We start from the raw sequence: 16,305 nt of genomic DNA, 5'->3' as shown, positions 1-16,305 counted from the left end.
ATAAACCAGCTTGTGTTGAAATAGCCGCATATTCTACCCGTTATCGGCGGGCGCGCCAAACCACTGATGATACCAACGTGGTAAAACTTGATCCCGTAAGCTATGGATTTGCCACCCTTCTGCAGAAAAAACCACCGTTATCTGCCCCTGCTGCGGCGTGGCGAACCAGCTATACCCCCGCTGGCGATAACGCTGAACGACCTTGTGCGAGGGCATCCGCCACGCATTGTAGCGCGAAGCGGAAACCAGCGCGGCCGCGCCATCCACCCGCCGGATCAGCAGTTCGCTGGAGGAGGTGTTGCTGCCGTGATGGGGAACCTGAATAAGTGTAGACGCCAGATGCTGCCAGTAGCGGCTGATCATCGCCTGCTCCGCCTGACGTTCTATATCGCCGGTCAGCAGGATGCTGGAGCGACCGTCATCGATCCGCACCACGCAGGAGTGATTGTTTCCCTTTGCCGTGCTGCCCGGCAGCGGCCACAGCGCCTTGAAAGTGAGTCCCTGCCACTGCCAGCGCTCGCCGCGATGGCACGGCAGATGACCCGACCAGCCTGGCGGGCTGCGCACCCACGCCTGCGGCCATGCCTGCAGCACCGATTCGAGGCCGCCGCGATGGTCAAGATGCTCGTGGCTCAGCATAATCCCCTGCAGCTGCAGATGGTGCCAGCGCAGCCACGGGATAATCACCTGTCGACCGCTGTCGCCCTGCGGCCATGCCGGCCCGGTATCGTACAATAACGCCTTGCCGTAACGCTCGATCACCATCGCCAGCCCCTGCCCGACATCCAGCATCGTCACCTGCCATTGGTCCGCGGGCGGTTGCCGGCTGAATGGCCGCGTCAGCAAAAACAGCACGCTCAGACACAGCGCCGGCGAATGTCGCCAGCTCTGAAAACGCCAGCCCATCACCAGCAGCCACGGCAGGCTACTGATCCAGAGCCAGCGGGCATCCAACGTCAGCCAGCCGTCCGGTAAACGTCGTAACCCCCAGAACAATACCGCCAGCACGCGATCGGCTGCCAGCCAGATCAGCGACGCCACCATCTCCGGTCCAGTGAGATGCAGCAGCATTCCGGCGAGAATGAGCGGCACCGCCAGCAGGGTCACTAACGGTACCGCCAGCAAATTGGCGGCCATCGACGTCAGGCTTATGCCGTGGAAGAGCAGCAGTTGCAGCGGCATCAGCAGCAGCGTCACGCCAGCCTGCAAATGCGCGAGGGCGAACAGGGCTTTCCACGGCCAGCGCCAGCGGCTGTCAGGCAGCGGTAACCACTGGTACCAGAAGATCAGCCCCGCCACGGCGAAGGCGGATAGCCACAGGCTTTGCGACAACACCGCTAACGGATCGGCAACCAGTATCGCCCCCAAACAGCAGAGCCACACCTGCCACGCCGTCCAGCGTTGACCCGACAAACGTAAAGCACAGCAGACCGCAAGCCCTACGCAAGTGCGCAGGGCCGGCGGCTGCATACCGGTCAGCCAGGCATAGCCGACGGCGCCCGCCAGCCCGGCCAGCAGCGGTAGCCGCCAGCCGATCCAGCGCCCCGGTAAAAGTGACTGTAATCCGCGCAGCAGGAGCACGATCAGGGAAGCCGCGAGGGCAATATGCAAACCGGAGATAGCCATCAGATGGGAGGTGCCTGTGTTCTGCATCAGGACCTTTATCTCCGCCGGCAGCGCCAGCCGCTCCCCCATTCCCAGCCCCAGCATCACCGGATGCCAGGGATAAGTCTGCAATCGCCGGGTCAGCGACGCCAGGTAGCGGGCGCGCAGACTGCAGCGGGTATCCAGCGCGGAAGCGGCGACGATCCCCCCGCTCAGCGGCCGATGCTGAGCCAGCGCATAGCGCTGGCTGTCGAAGCCCCCGTCATTGAGCTGTCCATGCACCGGCCGCAGGCGCAGCGTCATCATCCAGCGCTGCCCCTCGCAGACGGGCGCAGGTGCAAGTTCCCCGTATAAAGTCACGCCAACCGGAGGGAACAGGAAGCGACCCGCCAGGCGCACAATCTGCCCGCGGTGCAGGGTCTGACCATCCGTCTCGTGGAGGATCACTTCCGCCTGACGGACGGCGCCGGTGAGGTGCTGCGTTGGCCACAGCGCCTGATACGCGCTTAAAACTCCCCAGACCATCAGCAGAAGCGTCACCGCCACAACGGCGACGACCGTCCCGCGCAGACGGGTCAGCAACATCGCCAGTACGCCGGCGACCGCCAGAGTGCCCGGCCCCGGCAACGCGGGTAGCCAGAGTAGCGGCAGTATTGCGATGATGGCGCATCCGGCAAGCCATGGTAGACGCATAAACACCTCCCTGTGAGCGGGCAGTGTTACGCAAAGCGAGGCTGGCGTCCTGGGGCAGTATTCAGGCGCGCGCGCAGCGTTCCAGACAATCGTCACGCTTGCAGTCAGGCACTTTTGTTTTGCGAGGCGGAACGCAAATGGCGGGTACAAAAAAAGCACCCAAAGGTGCTTTTATCGTCAGGCAGGTTGCACGTCGTGCAACTCACCCTTCATAAATATTGGCGCGGTCACGTAATTCTTTCCCGGGCTTAAAGTGCGGAACGTACTTACCTTCCAGTTCGACTTTATCACCAGTTTTCGGGTTACGTCCGGTGCGAGGTGCTCGATAGTGCAGAGAGAAGCTGCCGAAACCGCGGATTTCAATGCGCTCACCTTGAGCAAGCGTTGAGGCCATATGTTCCAGCATTTCTTTAACAGCATCTTCCACCGCTTTCGCCGGAATGTGAGATTGCTGGCTGGCAAGTCTTTCAATCAATTCTGACTTGGTCATTATTCCTCCGGTTTCCTTCAAGGCAAAAATTAGCTAACAGCTTAAACAAGGGCGGCCGTAGCCGCCCTTTGTGCTTGATTACAGGACGAATCCTGCAATCTGTCAAGTAAACTCGTCACTATTCAGGTTGTTATTACCTGAATGACAAAGATTACTCGCCTTTCGCTGCTTTGAACGCTTCAGCCATGGCGTTGTTGGAGAAGTTCGCGTCTTCCTGCTTGTTCACGGTAGCGATAGCGTCTTTTTCTTCCGCTTCGTCTTTCGCACGTACAGACAGGCTCACTACGCGGTTCTTACGATCCACGCCAGTGAATTTCGCTTCAACTTCGTCGCCAACGCTCAGAACCAGAGTTGCGTCTTCAACGCGGTCACGGGATGCTTCAGAAGCACGCAGGTAACCTTCTACGCCGTCAGCCAGTTCTACGGTTGCGCCTTTAGCGTCAACTGCAGTCACTTTACCAACAACGATAGCGCCTTTCTTGTTCAGAGCAACGTAGTTGTTGAACGGATCTTCCGCCAGCTGTTTAACGCCCAGGGAGATACGCTCACGCTCTGCGTCAACCTGCAGAACAACTGCTGCGATTTCGTCGCCTTTTTTGTATTCACGAACTGCTTCTTCGCCTGCAACATTCCAGGAGATGTCAGACAGGTGAACCAGGCCGTCGATGCCGCCGTCCAGGCCGATGAAGATACCGAAGTCAGTGATAGACTTGATTTTACCTTCAACACGGTCGCCCTTGTTGTGGGTTTCCGCGAACTGCTGCCATGGGTTAGATTTGCACTGCTTCAGACCCAGGGAGATACGACGACGTTCTTCGTCGATATCCAGAACCATTACTTCCACTACGTCGCCAACGTTAACAACTTTGGACGGGTGGATGTTTTTGTTGGTCCAATCCATTTCGGAAACGTGAACCAGGCCTTCAACGCCTTCTTCGATTTCAACGAAGCAGCCGTAGTCGGTCAGGTTGGTCACGCGACCGGTCAGTTTGGTACCTTCCGGATAACGTTTAGCGATAGCTACCCACGGATCTTCGCCCAGCTGTTTCAGGCCCAGGGATACACGGGTACGCTCGCGGTCGAACTTCAGCACTTTAACAGTGATTTCGTCGCCAACGTTTACGATTTCGCTCGGATGCTTAACGCGTTTCCAGGCCATATCGGTGATGTGCAGCAGGCCGTCAACGCCGCCCAGATCAACGAATGCACCGTAGTCAGTGAGGTTCTTAACGATACCTTTGACTTCCATGCCTTCCTGCAGGTTTTCCAGCAGCTGATCGCGCTCTGCGCTGTTTTCGGATTCGATAACGGCACGACGAGAAACAACAACGTTGTTACGCTTCTGGTCCAGCTTGATGACTTTGAACTCAAGCTCTTTGCCTTCCAGGTGCAGCGTGTCGCGCACCGGACGAACGTCTACCAGGGAACCCGGCAGGAACGCACGAATACCGTTCAGCTCAACAGTGAAGCCACCTTTAACTTTGCCGTTGATAACACCGGTAACAGTTTCAGCGTCTTCGTAAGCTTTTTCCAGCGTGATCCAAGCTTCGTGACGTTTAGCTTTCTCACGGGACAGCAGAGTTTCACCGAAGCCGTCTTCTACTGCATCCAGAGCAACGTCAACTTCGTCACCAACCTGGATTTCCAGCTCGCCCTGGGCGTTTTTGAACTGCTCAGCCGGGATGGCGGACTCAGATTTCAGACCGGCGTCAACCAGTACTACGTCTTTGTCGATAGCAACAACAACACCACGAACGATGGAACCCGGGCGGGTTTCGATTTCTTTTAAGGATTCTTCAAACAGTTGAGCAAAAGATTCAGTCATGTTTAATCTTCAGGTTAATATTAACGTCCACCTGGCTCCGTGCCGGATGGGGTTGTTTCACATACCCGCTGACCATCCATTGCCGCGGGGTACTGCTATAATTCGGAGGCTTCGGCGCGTGACCGGTTAAGGCTTACGCAACGGCCAATTTTTCGCGCGCATATTGTAGCGCTTTTTCAATCACTTGCTCAATGTTTAGTTCGGTTGAATCGAGAACTAATGCATCGGCAGCCGGGACAAGCGGCGCCACGGCGCGATTTCTATCGCGATCGTCACGCTCTTTTATCTCGGACAAAAGACGTTCAAAGTTAACATCAAAGCCCTTTTCCTGCAACTGCCGCATGCGGCGATGCGCCCGCTCATCGGCCGAGGCATCGAGGAAAATTTTCACCGGCGCGTCCGGGAAAACCACCGTGCCCATATCGCGCCCGTCGGCAATCAGCCCCGGCAGTTCACGAAAGGCGCGCTGGCGGCGCAGCAGCGCTTCGCGAACGCGAGGGAAAGCCGCCACTTTCGAGGCGGCGTTCGCGACCTCCTGGGTGCGAATTTCGCCGCTAACATCTTCCCCTTCCAGCACCACTTCGAGGTTGCCGTCAGTAGAAATAAAGCGCACGTCGAGATGGGCAGCCAGGGGCACCAGCGCCTCTTCGGACTCCACGTCAACATGATGATGCAGCGCCGCCAGCGCCAGAACGCGGTAGATCGCGCCTGAATCTAACAGATGCCAGCCCAGCGCTTCCGCCATTGCCTTGCATAACGTACCTTTACCCGCACCGCCAGGCCCATCAATGGTGATTACCGGAACTGTTGCCGTCATCTTTTTCTCCTTCAGCAAGGCGCATAAATATCTAAACGCCGCGCATTATACGCATCTCTTCGGCGGAAAGTGAGTCTTGCTTTTAAATTACAGATAACTGGAAATCTCATGCGGAAGAATTGAGCAATTATAGCGGGCTGATTGAGCATCAGCCCGGAAGATGAGGCAGTTTTACTTTTTATCTGCAGCGATACGGTCGCGGATATGCTGCGCGCGTTCAGCGGAAGGCGGGTGTGAATCGAACAGAGATTTACTGTGGCCGGCGTCAAGGCTGGCCAGTTTTTCGAAGCTGCCCACCAGCCCCTGAGTGCTGATGTTGCGTTTTTTCAGCAGATCGTAAGAGAAATCATCAGCATCCGACTCCTGCGAGCGGGAGAACGCAGAGTTGATCATTCCCTCAGCGATATCGCCCAACTGAGATTTAGACAAGCTTGCAGCCGCTTCGCTGGTCGCTGAAATTGCATCGCGTGCGGCAATAGTCGCATACGCGGTTTGCATCGCTTTGCGCGAGTGTCCGAGCGCTACGTGACCCAGCTCATGGCCCAGAACCGCTTCAACTTCATTATCGGTCATCATGTCCATCAGGCCGCTATAGACGCGGACGCAGCCGTTGGCCATTGCCCAGGCGTTGACGTCGGATGTCATGTAAACCTTATAGGTTACCGGCGTGCCGTTGATATTATTTCCTAACGCTTTGGCAATTTTGTTCAGACGTTTGGTGTACTTACTTGATGCACTAGCCAGTTTATTTTCACTATCCATTTGCTTACAGGCATCGTCGGAAAGCGTTTTGACTTCAGAGTCAGAAAGCGTCGCCGCTTTGTAAGCCGTCATTCCTGAATTGACGAGGGCGTTGGTGTCCATCCCCTGCATATTTTTACAACCTGCCAACAACGTGGCGGAAACGGCCAAAGCCAGCATTACTTTTGTATTTCTCATATTAATCATCCATTGATTAGCATAATAAATGCTTATAAATCCTATATTTACAAGCAAGAAAGGCTAGCATTTAGTTTCCTGTCCGACAAGCAGAGATAAAAAAACGCCGACCTGAGGGTCGGCGTTGTTACCTTAAATTCGCGTCATTCAGGCCGGCGTACTGATCCGCGCCAGTTGCTCAAAATAGTCGGGGAAGGTTTTCGCCGTACACTTCGGATCAAGGATGGTCACCGGCGTATCAGACAGCGCCACCAGCGAGAAGCACATCGCCATCCGGTGGTCGTTATAGGTGCCGATTTCAGCATACTTCAGCGTCGCCGGCGGGGTGATGCGAATATAATCTTCACCCTCTTCCACCTCGGCGCCCACTTTACGCAACTCGGTCGCCATGGCGAACAGACGGTCCGTCTCCTTGACCCGCCAGTTGTAGATATTGCGCAGCGTGGTGGTCCCTTGCGCGAACAGCGCGGCGGTGGCGATGGTCATCGCGGCGTCCGGGATATGGTTCATATCCATATCGATAGCCTTGAGCTCGCCACGGGTACAGGCGATGAAATCGTCGCCCCAGGTGACGGTGGCGCCCATTTTTTCCAGTACGTCGGCGAAACGAATATCGCCCTGTACGCTGCCGCGGCCGATACCGGTGACTTTCACCGTGCCGCCCTTAATGGCGCCAGCGGCAAGGAAATACGAGGCCGATGAAGCATCCCCTTCCACCAGGTAATCCCCCGGCGACTGATACTGTTGCTTGCCGCGCACCACAAAGCGCTGATAAGACTGGTTGTCCACCTCAACCCCGAAGGTTTTCATCAGGTGCAGCGTAATGTCGATATAGGGTTTTGACACCAGATCGCCCTTAATGGCGATCACGGTATCCTGCGGCGCCAGCGGCGCGGTCATCAGCAGCGCGGTCAGGAACTGGCTGGAGACGCTGCCGTCAACTTCAACGTTGCCCCCCTGGAATCCCCCTCGCAGGCGCAGCGGCGGATAATTTTCCTGCTCCAGATAGTCGATCTGAGCGCCGCCCTGACGCAGGGCATCCACCAGATGGCCGATCGGGCGCTCTTTCATTCGCGGCTCGCCGGTCAGCACGATATCGTTGCTGCCAAGGCACAGGGCTGCCGCCAGCGGGCGCATCGCGGTACCGGCGTTGCCGAGGAACAGCTCCAGCACCGCTGCGGCATGCAGCGGGCCGCCGTTGCCGGTCACTTCACAGCGGGTACGGTCAGCAGACAGGGTGTATTGAACCCCCAGCGCACTCAGGGCATTCAGCATATGGCGCACATCGTCGCTGTCCAACAGGTTGGTCAGCACCGTCGTGCCGCGGGCCAGGGCGGCCAGCAGCAGCGCGCGGTTGGAGACGCTTTTCGAACCTGGCAGGTTCACGGTGCCCTCTACGCGTGCGATGGGTTGTAACGTCAGGGAATCCATCAAACTTCACTCTCAAACAAACAGAATAAAAACCCCGCAGACAGGCCGCGGGGAGGAAGAAAGGAACGGGCGATTAACCGTGGCGGCGTTCGAAGTCCAGCATAAAGTCGGTTAACGCCTTAACGCCGTCCAACGGCATCGCGTTGTAGATGGAGGCACGCATGCCGCCCACCACCCGGTGGCCCTTAAGCGCGTGCAGCCCGGCGGCAAACGACTCTTCAAGGAACAGTTTATCCAGCGCGCTGTCCGCCAGCTGGAACGGCACGTTCATACGGGAGCGGTTGGCTTGCGCCACATCGTTACGATAGAAGCCGCTGTTATCGATCACGCCATACAGCAGTTCGGCTTTCTGCTGGTTGATCTTGTCCATCGCGGCAACGCCGCCCTGCTGTTTCAGCCACTTAAACACCAGACCGGCCAGATACCAGGCAAACGTCGGCGGCGTGTTAAACATCGAGTCATTCTCGCTTAACACGGTGTAGTCGAGGATTGACGGGCAGGCCACGCTGGCTTTACCCAGCAGATCTTCACGCACGATGACCAGCGTCAACCCTGCCGGGCCGATATTTTTCTGCGCGCCGGCATAGATCACGCCGAAGCGGTTGACGTCAATTTCGCGGGACAGAATGGTGGAGGAGAAATCGGCGGTCACGATGACGTCGTCGCCGAAGTTCGGCGTATCGTCAATCGCGATACCGTCAATGGTTTCGTTCGGGCAGTAGTGCAGATACGCCGCGCCCGGCGTCAGCTGCCACTCGCTCATTGGCTTGACCGCGCGCTTGCCGTCGACGGTGATTTTCGCGTCGATGACGTTAGGCGTGCAGTATTTCTTCGCCTCTTTGACCGCGCTGGCGGCCCAGTAGCCAGCGTCCACATAGTCAGCGACGTTTTTATCGCCGAGGATGTTCAGCGGGATCCCGGCGAACTGGCCGCGGCCGCCGCCATGACAGAACAACACTTTATAGTTGGAAGGGATATTCAGCAGAGAACGGAAGTCCTGTTCTGCCTCTTCTGCCACCTGGATGAACTCCTTACCACGGTGACTGATTTCCATGACCGACGTACCCAGACCGTGCCAGTCGCACAGTTCCTGCTGAGCCAGTTTGAGTACTTCCGCCGGCAGCATTGCCGGGCCCGAACTGAAGTTATAGACCTGAGCCATTTCCCCTCACCACGTTGCTATGTTGTTTTGCCCGCGAACCGCCGCGGGCATAAGTTATTCCTGTGGCTATCGGTTTTATCATTCAGTGACACGGTCCGCAATGGCTAAAACTCGCCGACGGCAAAACGCGGCAGCCGTCACACAACAGAATCTATCGGCTTGACGTAATAAAACCGACATATTTGCTGTCAGGTGAGTCGTTTCGCCCGGCTGGCCTTCGACCATTCTGCATTTGCGCAGCGGGAACATATTCGCTTTTCTCCCGCCTGCATCGCCATCACAATGCTGCAGCGTACGCAGGCGTAGATCCCCTCCTGAGGAATAGTGGTATAGCGCGTGGTGCAGTGCGTCGGGAGAATCGACAACCCGGCCCTCACCTCGTCATCGGGATAATAAAACACGCTGATCTGGCCATTGGTTTCAAGGATCGCCAGCCGCACCTGGCCGAGCTGCTCGACGCTGTTGACCCGTAGCTCCATAAAAAATTCGAATTCGGTCATATTTTCCGCATGCAGTTTCTCCCATGCCAGTTGCCCCTCCTCCACCACCACGATAGGCTTGCCCTCCAGCAGATCCTCCAGCTTTTCACTATGCCCCATCAGCCACATGATGCCGCGATAAAGCAGCGCCAGCGTGACGAAGACCACCAGCACCGGCAACAGCGGAACATCGTCATAAAACGCCACGTCCCCCGCCGCCGAGCCGAGGGTCAGAATAATCAGCACTTCAAACAGCGACATCTGCCGCACGCCGCGCCGTCCGGTAATTTTGAGGAAAATAAAGACCAGAACGAAGGTGTAGAGGCTGCGCAACGCCACCTCGCCGAGAAATTCCACCGGCACTTTATCGAGCGCCATCCTCTGCCAGTCAAAGGCTTTCATTATCATCTCCCTGAGCATTAAAAGATGTCTCTAAGCATAGCCAGATGATGGAGATAGCACCTGTCAGATAAAAGCCGTATCATTGCGCGCTTTCCGTACGACAAAAGTGATCGCCATGACCCAAACGTTTATTCCCGGCAAAGATGCCGCCCTGGAAGATTCCATCGCTCGCTTCCAGCAAAAATTGCTCGACCTCGGATTTGATATCGAAGAGGCCTCGTGGCTGAACCCGGTGCCGCACGTGTGGTCCGTTCACATTCGCGATAAGGAATGCGCGCTGTGCTTTACCAATGGTAAAGGCGCCACCAAAAAGGCAGCCCTCGCCTCCGCGCTGGGCGAATATTTCGAGCGCCTGTCCACCAACTATTTTTTCGCTGACTTCTGGTTAGGCGACACTATCGCTAACGGCCCGTTCGTTCACTACCCGAACGAAAAGTGGTTCCCGCTGACCGAAAACGACGACGTCCCGGAAGGTCTGCTGGATGCCCGCCTGCTCACGTTCTACGATCCGGACGATCAGCTGACGGCCAGCATGCTGGTAGATCTGCAATCCGGTAACGATGAGCGCGGCGTGTGCGGCCTGCCCTTTACCCGCCAGTCCGACGGCGAAACGGTCTATATTCCTATGAATATCGTCGGCAACCTGTATGTCTCCAACGGCATGTCCGCCGGCAACACCCGTAATGAAGCTCGCGTGCAGGGCCTGTCCGAAGTCTTTGAGCGCCATATCAAAAACCGCATCATCGCCGAAAGCATCAGCCTGCCGGAGATCCCGGCGGAGGTCATGGCGCGCTATCCGGGCGTCGTGGAGTCGATCGCCAAACTGGAAGCCGAAGGTTTCCCGATCTTTGCCTATGATGGCTCGCTGGGCGGCAAGTATCCGGTTATCTGCGTCGTGCTGTTTAACCCGGCAAACGGCACCTGCTTCGCCTCTTTCGGCGCCCATCCGGACTTCGGCGTGGCGCTGGAGCGTACGGTCACCGAACTGCTGCAGGGCCGCAGCCTGAAAGATCTCGACGTCTTCACGCCGCCGACCTTCGACGACGAAGAAGTCGCCGAGCATGCTAACCTCGAAACCCACTTTATCGACTCCAGCGGCCTGATTTCCTGGGATATGTTCAAGCAGGATGCCGACTATCCGTTCGTTGACTGGAGCTTCTCCGGCACCACAGAAGAAGAGTTCGCCACCCTGATGGCCATCTTCAAGGCCGAAGATAAAGAAGTGTATATCGCCGACTACGAGCACCTGGGCGTTTACGCCTGCCGTATCATCGTCCCGGGGATGTCGGATATTTACCCGGCGGAAGATCTGTGGCTGGCGAACAACAGCATGGGCGCTCATCTGCGCGACACCATTCTGTCCCTGCCGGGCAGCGAGTGGGAAAAAGAAGATTACCTGGCGCTGATCGAGCAGATGGACGATGAAGGCCTGGATGATTTCACCCGCGTTCGCGAACTGCTGGGCCTCGCCACCGGCAAAGACAACGGCTGGTATACCCTGCGCGTCGGCGAGCTGAAAGCCATGCTGGCCCTGGCCGGCGGCGATCTGGAGCAGGCGCTGATCTGGACCGAGTGGACCATGGAGTTCAACGCTTCGGTCTTCAGCGCGGAACGCGCTAACTACTATCGCTGCCTGCAGACCCTGCTGCTGCTGAGCCAGGAAGAGGAGCGTCAGCCGCTGCAATACCTGAACGCCTTTATCCGTATGTACGGCGCCGAAGCGGTCGAAGCCGCCAGCGCGGCGCTGAGCGGGGAAGCGCCGTTCTATGGCCTTCAGGCTGTCGACAGCGATCTGCAGGCCTTCCCGGCCCATCAGTCGCTACTGAAGGCTTATGAAAAACTGCAGCGAGCGAAGGCGGCGTTCTGGGCAAAATAAGCCCTAAGCGCGCCATCGTGGTGACCAGCAACGGAGCCCAATGCGGCTCCGTTGATTTCACCTGACGAGGCGGCCACTATAGTTTGTAGTTGCAAAGTTAATTAATAGTAAATAATGCGCTTATAAGATTTACCATTCGTTAATTTTAAATAAAATACTCCATATTAATTAACTCAAAAAATGGCGTGAAAACGAAAAAATTCAACATAACTTATAAATTTTAAAATTTATTTTCTTCATAATATTCAATCATTTAACCACCAAAAACACAAAAACCACACACTAAAAAGGCATATAGTTCCGGTGAGATATGATCTATATCAATTTCCCTTCTATAATGCTTTGTTAGTATCTCACCGCCAACTTATATAAAGAGAGAGTTAGTGTGAAAGCTGACAACCCTTTTGATCTTTTGCTCCCTGCCGCGATGGCGAAAGTCGCCGAAGAAGCAGGTGTCTATAAAGCAACGAAGCATCCGATGAAGACCTTTTATCTGGCGATCACCGCTGGCGTTTTCATCTCCATCGCTTTCGTATTCTATATCACCGCGACCACCGGCACTGCCGCGATGCCTTATGGGATTGCCAAGCTTATCGGTGGGGTCTGTTTTTCCCTGGGTCTGATTCTGTGCATTATCTGCGGCGCTGACCTCTTTACCTCTACGGTATTGATCGTGGTGGCGAAAGCCAGCGGTCGAATTACCTGGGGGCAACTGGCAAAAAACTGGCTCAACGTCTATTTTGGTAACCTGGTGGGAGCACTGCTGTTTGTGCTGCTGATGTGGTTATCAGGCGAATATATGACTGCCAACGGCGGTTGGGGGCTCAATGTCCTGCAGACCGCTGACCACAAAATGCACCATACTTTTGTGGAGGCCGTGAGCCTGGGTATCCTCGCTAACCTGATGGTTTGTCTCGCCGTATGGATGAGCTATTCCGGTCGTAGCCTGATGGATAAAGCGATGATCATGGTCCTGCCGGTAGCGATGTTCGTTGCCAGCGGCTTTGAGCACAGCATCGCCAACATGTTTATGATCCCGATGGGTATCGTAATCCGCAACTTTGCAAGCCCGGAATTCTGGACCGCAATCGGTTCGACTCCGGAAAGTTTCTCTCACTTGACCGTTATGAACTTCATCACTGATAACCTGATTCCGGTAACTATCGGGAACATTATCGGCGGGGGTCTGCTGGTCGGGTTGACATACTGGGTCATTTACCTGCGTGGCAACGACCATCACTAAGGGTTGTTTCAGGCAGTAAATAAAAAATCCACTTAAGAAGGTAGGTGTTACATGTCCGAGCTTAATGAAAAGTTAGCCACAGCCTGGGAAGGTTTTGCGAAAGGTGACTGGCAGAATGAAGTCAACGTCCGTGACTTTATTCAGAAAAACTACACCCCATATGAAGGCGACGAATCCTTCCTGGCTGGCGCGACTGAAGCGACCACCAAGCTGTGGGACAGCGTAATGGAAGGTGTAAAACAGGAAAACCGCACTCACGCGCCTGTTGATTTTGACACTGCCCTGGCCTCCACCATCACCTCTCACGACGCAGGCTATATCGAGAAAGGTCTGGAAAAAATCGTTGGTCTGCAGACCGAAGCGCCGCTGAAACGTGCGATCATCCCGTTCGGTGGTATTAAAATGGTTGAAGGTTCCTGCAAAGCGTACAATCGCGAGCTGGACCCGATGCTGAAAAAAATCTTCACTGAGTACCGTAAAACTCACAACCAGGGCGTTTTCGACGTCTATACTCCGGACATCCTGCGCTGCCGTAAATCCGGCGTGCTGACCGGTCTGCCGGATGCTTACGGCCGTGGTCGTATCATCGGTGACTACCGTCGCGTTGCGCTGTACGGTATCGACTTCCTGATGAAAGACAAATTCGCCCAGTTCAACTCTCTGCAAGCGAAACTGGAAAGCGGCGAAGATCTGGAAGCGACCATCCGTCTGCGTGAAGAAATCGCTGAACAGCACCGCGCGCTGGGCCAGATCAAAGAGATGGCGGCTAAATATGGCTACGACATCTCCGGTCCGGCGACCACCGCTCAGGAAGCTATCCAGTGGACCTACTTCGGCTACCTGGCTGCCGTTAAATCTCAGAACGGCGCGGCAATGTCCTTCGGTCGTACCTCCAGCTTCCTGGATATCTACATCGAACGTGACCTGCAGGCGGGTAAAATCACCGAGCAAGACGCGCAGGAAATGGTTGACCACCTGGTCATGAAACTGCGTATGGTTCGCTTCCTGCGTACCCCGGAATACGATGAACTGTTCTCCGGTGACCCGATTTGGGCAACAGAATCCATCGGCGGTATGGGCGTTGACGGCCGTACTCTGGTGACCAAAAACAGCTTCCGCTTCCTGAACACCCTGTACACCATGGGGCCGTCTCCGGAGCCGAACATCACTATCCTGTGGTCTGAAAAACTGCCGCTGAGCTTCAAGAAATTCGCTGCTAAAGTGTCCATCGATACCTCTTCTCTGCAGTATGAGAACGATGACCTGATGCGTCCGGACTTCAACAACGACGACTACGCTATCGCATGCTGCGTAAGCCCGATGGTTGTTGGTAAGCAAATGCAGTTCTTCGGTGCTCGCGCCAACCTCGCAAAAACCATGCTGTACGCTATCAACGGCGGCGTGGATGAAAAACTGAAAATGCAGGTGGGTCCGAAATCTGAACCGATCAAAGGCGACGTTCTGAACTTCGACGAAGTGATGGAACGCATGGATCACTTCATGGACTGGCTGGCTAAACAGTACGTCACTGCGCTGAACATCATCCACTACATGCACGACAAGTACAGCTACGAAGCCTCTCTGATGGCGCTGCACGACCGTGACGTTATCCGCACCATGGCGTGTGGTATCGCGGGTCTGTCCGTTGCTGCTGACTCCCTGTCTGCAATCAAATATGCGAAAGTTAAACCGATTCGTGACGAAGACGGTCTGGCTGTCGACTTCGAAATCGAAGGCGAATACCCGCAGTTTGGTAACAACGATGCTCGCGTCGATGACATGGCCGTTGACCTGGTTGAACGTTTCATGAAGAAAATTCAGAAACTGCACACCTACCGCAACGCGATCCCGACTCAGTCTGTTCTGACCATCACCTCTAACGTGGTATATGGTAAGAAAACCGGTAACACCCCAGACGGTCGTCGCGCTGGCGCGCCGTTCGGACCAGGTGCTAACCCGATGCACGGCCGTGACCAGAAAGGTGCTGTTGCCTCTCTGACCTCCGTAGCGAAACTGCCGTTTGCTTACGCGAAAGATGGTATCTCTTACACCTTCTCTATCGTACCGAACGCGCTGGGTAAAGATGACGAAGTTCGTAAGACCAACCTGGCGGGTCTGATGGATGGTTACTTCCACCACGAAGCGTCCATCGAAGGTGGTCAGCACCTGAACGTGAACGTGATGAACCGCGAAATGCTGCTCGACGCGATGGAAAACCCGGAAAAATATCCGCAGCTGACCATCCGCGTATCTGGCTACGCTGTACGTTTTAACTCCCTGACCAAAGAACAGCAGCAGGACGTTATTACCCGTACCTTCACTCAGACCATGTAATTCCCTGTCTGACTGAAAAAGCGTACAATAAAGGCCCCACATCAGTGGGGCCTTTTTAACAAGCAATCCCCGCCCTAGCCTGCTTTGCCAGTTATCTATACTTTGGGTATCTGTCAAAACAGACTCGACACAGCCGCTGAGCTGTGCACCAACACGGCCCCGGATGGGCCACATCTGGAGAAAACACCGCAATGTCAGTTATTGGTCGCATTCACTCCTTTGAATCCTGTGGCACCGTTGATGGCCCGGGCATCCGCTTTATTACCTTTTTCCAGGGCTGCCTGATGCGCTGCCTGTACTGCCACAACCGTGATACCTGGGATACCCACGGCGGCAAAGAAATCACCGTTGAAGAGTTAATGAAAGAGGTAGTGACCTATCGTCACTTTATGAATGCTTCCGGCGGCGGCGTCACCGCATCGGGCGGCGAAGCGATCCTGCAGGCGGAGTTTGTTCGCGACTGGTTCCGCGCCTGTAAGAAGGAAGGTATTCATACCTGTCTCGATACCAATGGCTTTGTTCGTCGCTACGATCCCGTTATCGACGAACTGCTGGAGGTAACAGACCTGGTGATGCTGGATCTCAAGCAGATGAACGATGAGATTCACCAGAACCTGGTCGGCGTCTCTAACCATCGTACGCTGGAATTCGCCCAGTATCTGGCGAAGAAGAATATCAATGTCTGGATCCGCTACGTGGTGGTTCCGGGCTGGTCAGACGATGATGATTCCGCGCACCGCCTGGGCGAATTTACCCGCGATATGGGCAATGTCGAAAAAATCGAGCTGCTGCCCTACCATGAGCTGGGCAAACACAAATGGGTAGCGATGGGCGAAGAGTACAAGCTGGACGGCGTCCATCCGCCGAAGAAAGAGACCATGGAGCGAGTCAAAGGCATCCTTGAGCAATATGGGCACAAAGTGATGTACTAATCCCACCGGGCCGGTGATGCGCTTATGCCGGCCTGCAACGGCGTGGTAAGCTGTTACCGTCCAGCCGTTGCATTCTT

The 16,305-nt window shown here is 55.5% G+C and carries 12 protein-coding genes; 4 read left to right on the top strand and 8 right to left on the bottom strand.

From position 1 onward, the window contains the following. Window positions 1-33 precede the first annotated feature (33 nt). From ACLH1U_RS15535 to ACLH1U_RS15500, 8 genes are all read right to left on the bottom strand, one after another. Complete coding sequence (locus ACLH1U_RS15535) at window positions 34-2,298, bottom strand: ComEC family protein (RefSeq protein WP_374014255.1); 2,265 nt, start codon at window positions 2,296-2,298, stop codon at window positions 34-36. Window positions 2,299-2,500: 202 nt separating this feature from the next. Next, window positions 2,501-2,788 carry an integration host factor subunit beta gene (gene ihfB, locus ACLH1U_RS15530; RefSeq protein WP_002898165.1) on the bottom strand — a complete coding sequence of 96 codons (288 nt, stop codon included), beginning with the start codon at window positions 2,786-2,788 and terminating at the stop codon, window positions 2,501-2,503. Window positions 2,789-2,939: 151 nt separating this feature from the next. Beyond that, on the bottom strand, window positions 2,940-4,613 hold the full coding sequence (gene rpsA / locus ACLH1U_RS15525; RefSeq protein ID WP_002898162.1) for a 30S ribosomal protein S1: 1,674 nt from the start codon (window positions 4,611-4,613) through the stop codon (window positions 2,940-2,942). 133 nt (window positions 4,614-4,746) lie between these two features. Next, complete coding sequence (gene cmk, locus ACLH1U_RS15520) at window positions 4,747-5,430, bottom strand: (d)CMP kinase (RefSeq protein WP_023289021.1); 684 nt, start codon at window positions 5,428-5,430, stop codon at window positions 4,747-4,749. Between the two features lie 171 nt (window positions 5,431-5,601). After that, entirely contained in the window at window positions 5,602-6,369 is a 768-nt protein-coding gene (locus ACLH1U_RS15515; RefSeq protein ID WP_085550648.1) for a M48 family metallopeptidase, read from the bottom strand. A 147-nt stretch (window positions 6,370-6,516) separates the two neighbouring features. Continuing rightward, window positions 6,517-7,800 (bottom strand): 3-phosphoshikimate 1-carboxyvinyltransferase, encoded by a 1,284-nt coding sequence (aroA, locus tag ACLH1U_RS15510; protein WP_085550647.1) that lies wholly within the window; start codon window positions 7,798-7,800, stop codon window positions 6,517-6,519. Between the two features lie 73 nt (window positions 7,801-7,873). After that, window positions 7,874-8,962: a 3-phosphoserine/phosphohydroxythreonine transaminase gene (serC, locus tag ACLH1U_RS15505; RefSeq protein WP_023289018.1), complete on the bottom strand. Its 1,089-nt coding sequence runs from the start codon at window positions 8,960-8,962 to the stop codon at window positions 7,874-7,876. A 188-nt stretch (window positions 8,963-9,150) separates the two neighbouring features. Next, window positions 9,151-9,843: a DUF421 domain-containing protein gene (locus tag ACLH1U_RS15500; RefSeq protein WP_023289017.1), complete on the bottom strand. Its 693-nt coding sequence runs from the start codon at window positions 9,841-9,843 to the stop codon at window positions 9,151-9,153. A 115-nt stretch (window positions 9,844-9,958) separates the two neighbouring features. Between ACLH1U_RS15500 and ycaO the strand changes: the two genes are divergently transcribed. The 4 genes from ycaO to pflA all read left to right on the top strand — a co-directional run bounded on the left by ycaO (window position 9,959) and on the right by pflA (window position 16,228). Beyond that, a complete protein-coding gene (ycaO, locus tag ACLH1U_RS15495) occupies window positions 9,959-11,719 on the top strand; it encodes a 30S ribosomal protein S12 methylthiotransferase accessory factor YcaO (protein ID WP_032455278.1) in 1,761 nt (586 codons plus the stop codon). A 385-nt stretch (window positions 11,720-12,104) separates the two neighbouring features. Then, entirely contained in the window at window positions 12,105-12,962 is an 858-nt protein-coding gene (focA, locus tag ACLH1U_RS15490; RefSeq protein WP_023289015.1) for a formate transporter FocA, read from the top strand. A gap of 51 nt (window positions 12,963-13,013) precedes the next feature. Next, a complete protein-coding gene (pflB, locus tag ACLH1U_RS15485; protein WP_023289014.1) occupies window positions 13,014-15,296 on the top strand; it encodes a formate C-acetyltransferase in 2,283 nt (760 codons plus the stop codon). A gap of 191 nt (window positions 15,297-15,487) precedes the next feature. Next, the gene (pflA, locus tag ACLH1U_RS15480; RefSeq protein WP_002898145.1) at window positions 15,488-16,228 is read left to right on the top strand and encodes a pyruvate formate lyase 1-activating protein; all 741 of its coding nucleotides are present in this window, start codon (window positions 15,488-15,490) and stop codon (window positions 16,226-16,228) included. Window positions 16,229-16,305: the final 77 nt, after the last annotated feature.

This window comes from Klebsiella sp. 1SOBk5mer, from assembly GCF_046603115.1.
GTDB classification, from domain to species: domain Bacteria; phylum Pseudomonadota; class Gammaproteobacteria; order Enterobacterales; family Enterobacteriaceae; genus Klebsiella; species Klebsiella quasipneumoniae.
The sequence above is the reverse complement of the archived record's forward strand: the minus strand, read 5'-3'. Positions and strand labels throughout refer to the sequence as shown.

Excerpts from the sequence above, each read along its gene's own strand:
- aroA (WP_085550647.1), bottom strand. The coding sequence starts at position 7,800 with ATGGATTCCCTGACGTTACAACCCATCGCACGCGTAGAGGGCACCGTG.
- pflA (WP_002898145.1), top strand. The coding sequence starts at position 15,488 with ATGTCAGTTATTGGTCGCATTCACTCCTTTGAATCCTGTGGCACCGTT.
- pflB (WP_023289014.1), top strand. The coding sequence starts at position 13,014 with ATGTCCGAGCTTAATGAAAAGTTAGCCACAGCCTGGGAAGGTTTTGCG.
- cmk (WP_023289021.1), bottom strand. The coding sequence starts at position 5,430 with ATGACGGCAACAGTTCCGGTAATCACCATTGATGGGCCTGGCGGTGCG.
- rpsA (WP_002898162.1), bottom strand. The coding sequence starts at position 4,613 with ATGACTGAATCTTTTGCTCAACTGTTTGAAGAATCCTTAAAAGAAATC.
- serC (WP_023289018.1), bottom strand. The coding sequence starts at position 8,962 with ATGGCTCAGGTCTATAACTTCAGTTCGGGCCCGGCAATGCTGCCGGCG.
- ycaO (WP_032455278.1), top strand. The coding sequence starts at position 9,959 with ATGACCCAAACGTTTATTCCCGGCAAAGATGCCGCCCTGGAAGATTCC.
- ACLH1U_RS15500 (WP_023289017.1), bottom strand. The coding sequence starts at position 9,843 with ATGAAAGCCTTTGACTGGCAGAGGATGGCGCTCGATAAAGTGCCGGTG.
- ACLH1U_RS15535 (WP_374014255.1), bottom strand. The coding sequence starts at position 2,298 with ATGCGTCTACCATGGCTTGCCGGATGCGCCATCATCGCAATACTGCCG.
- ACLH1U_RS15515 (WP_085550648.1), bottom strand. The coding sequence starts at position 6,369 with ATGAGAAATACAAAAGTAATGCTGGCTTTGGCCGTTTCCGCCACGTTG.
- ihfB (WP_002898165.1), bottom strand. The coding sequence starts at position 2,788 with ATGACCAAGTCAGAATTGATTGAAAGACTTGCCAGCCAGCAATCTCAC.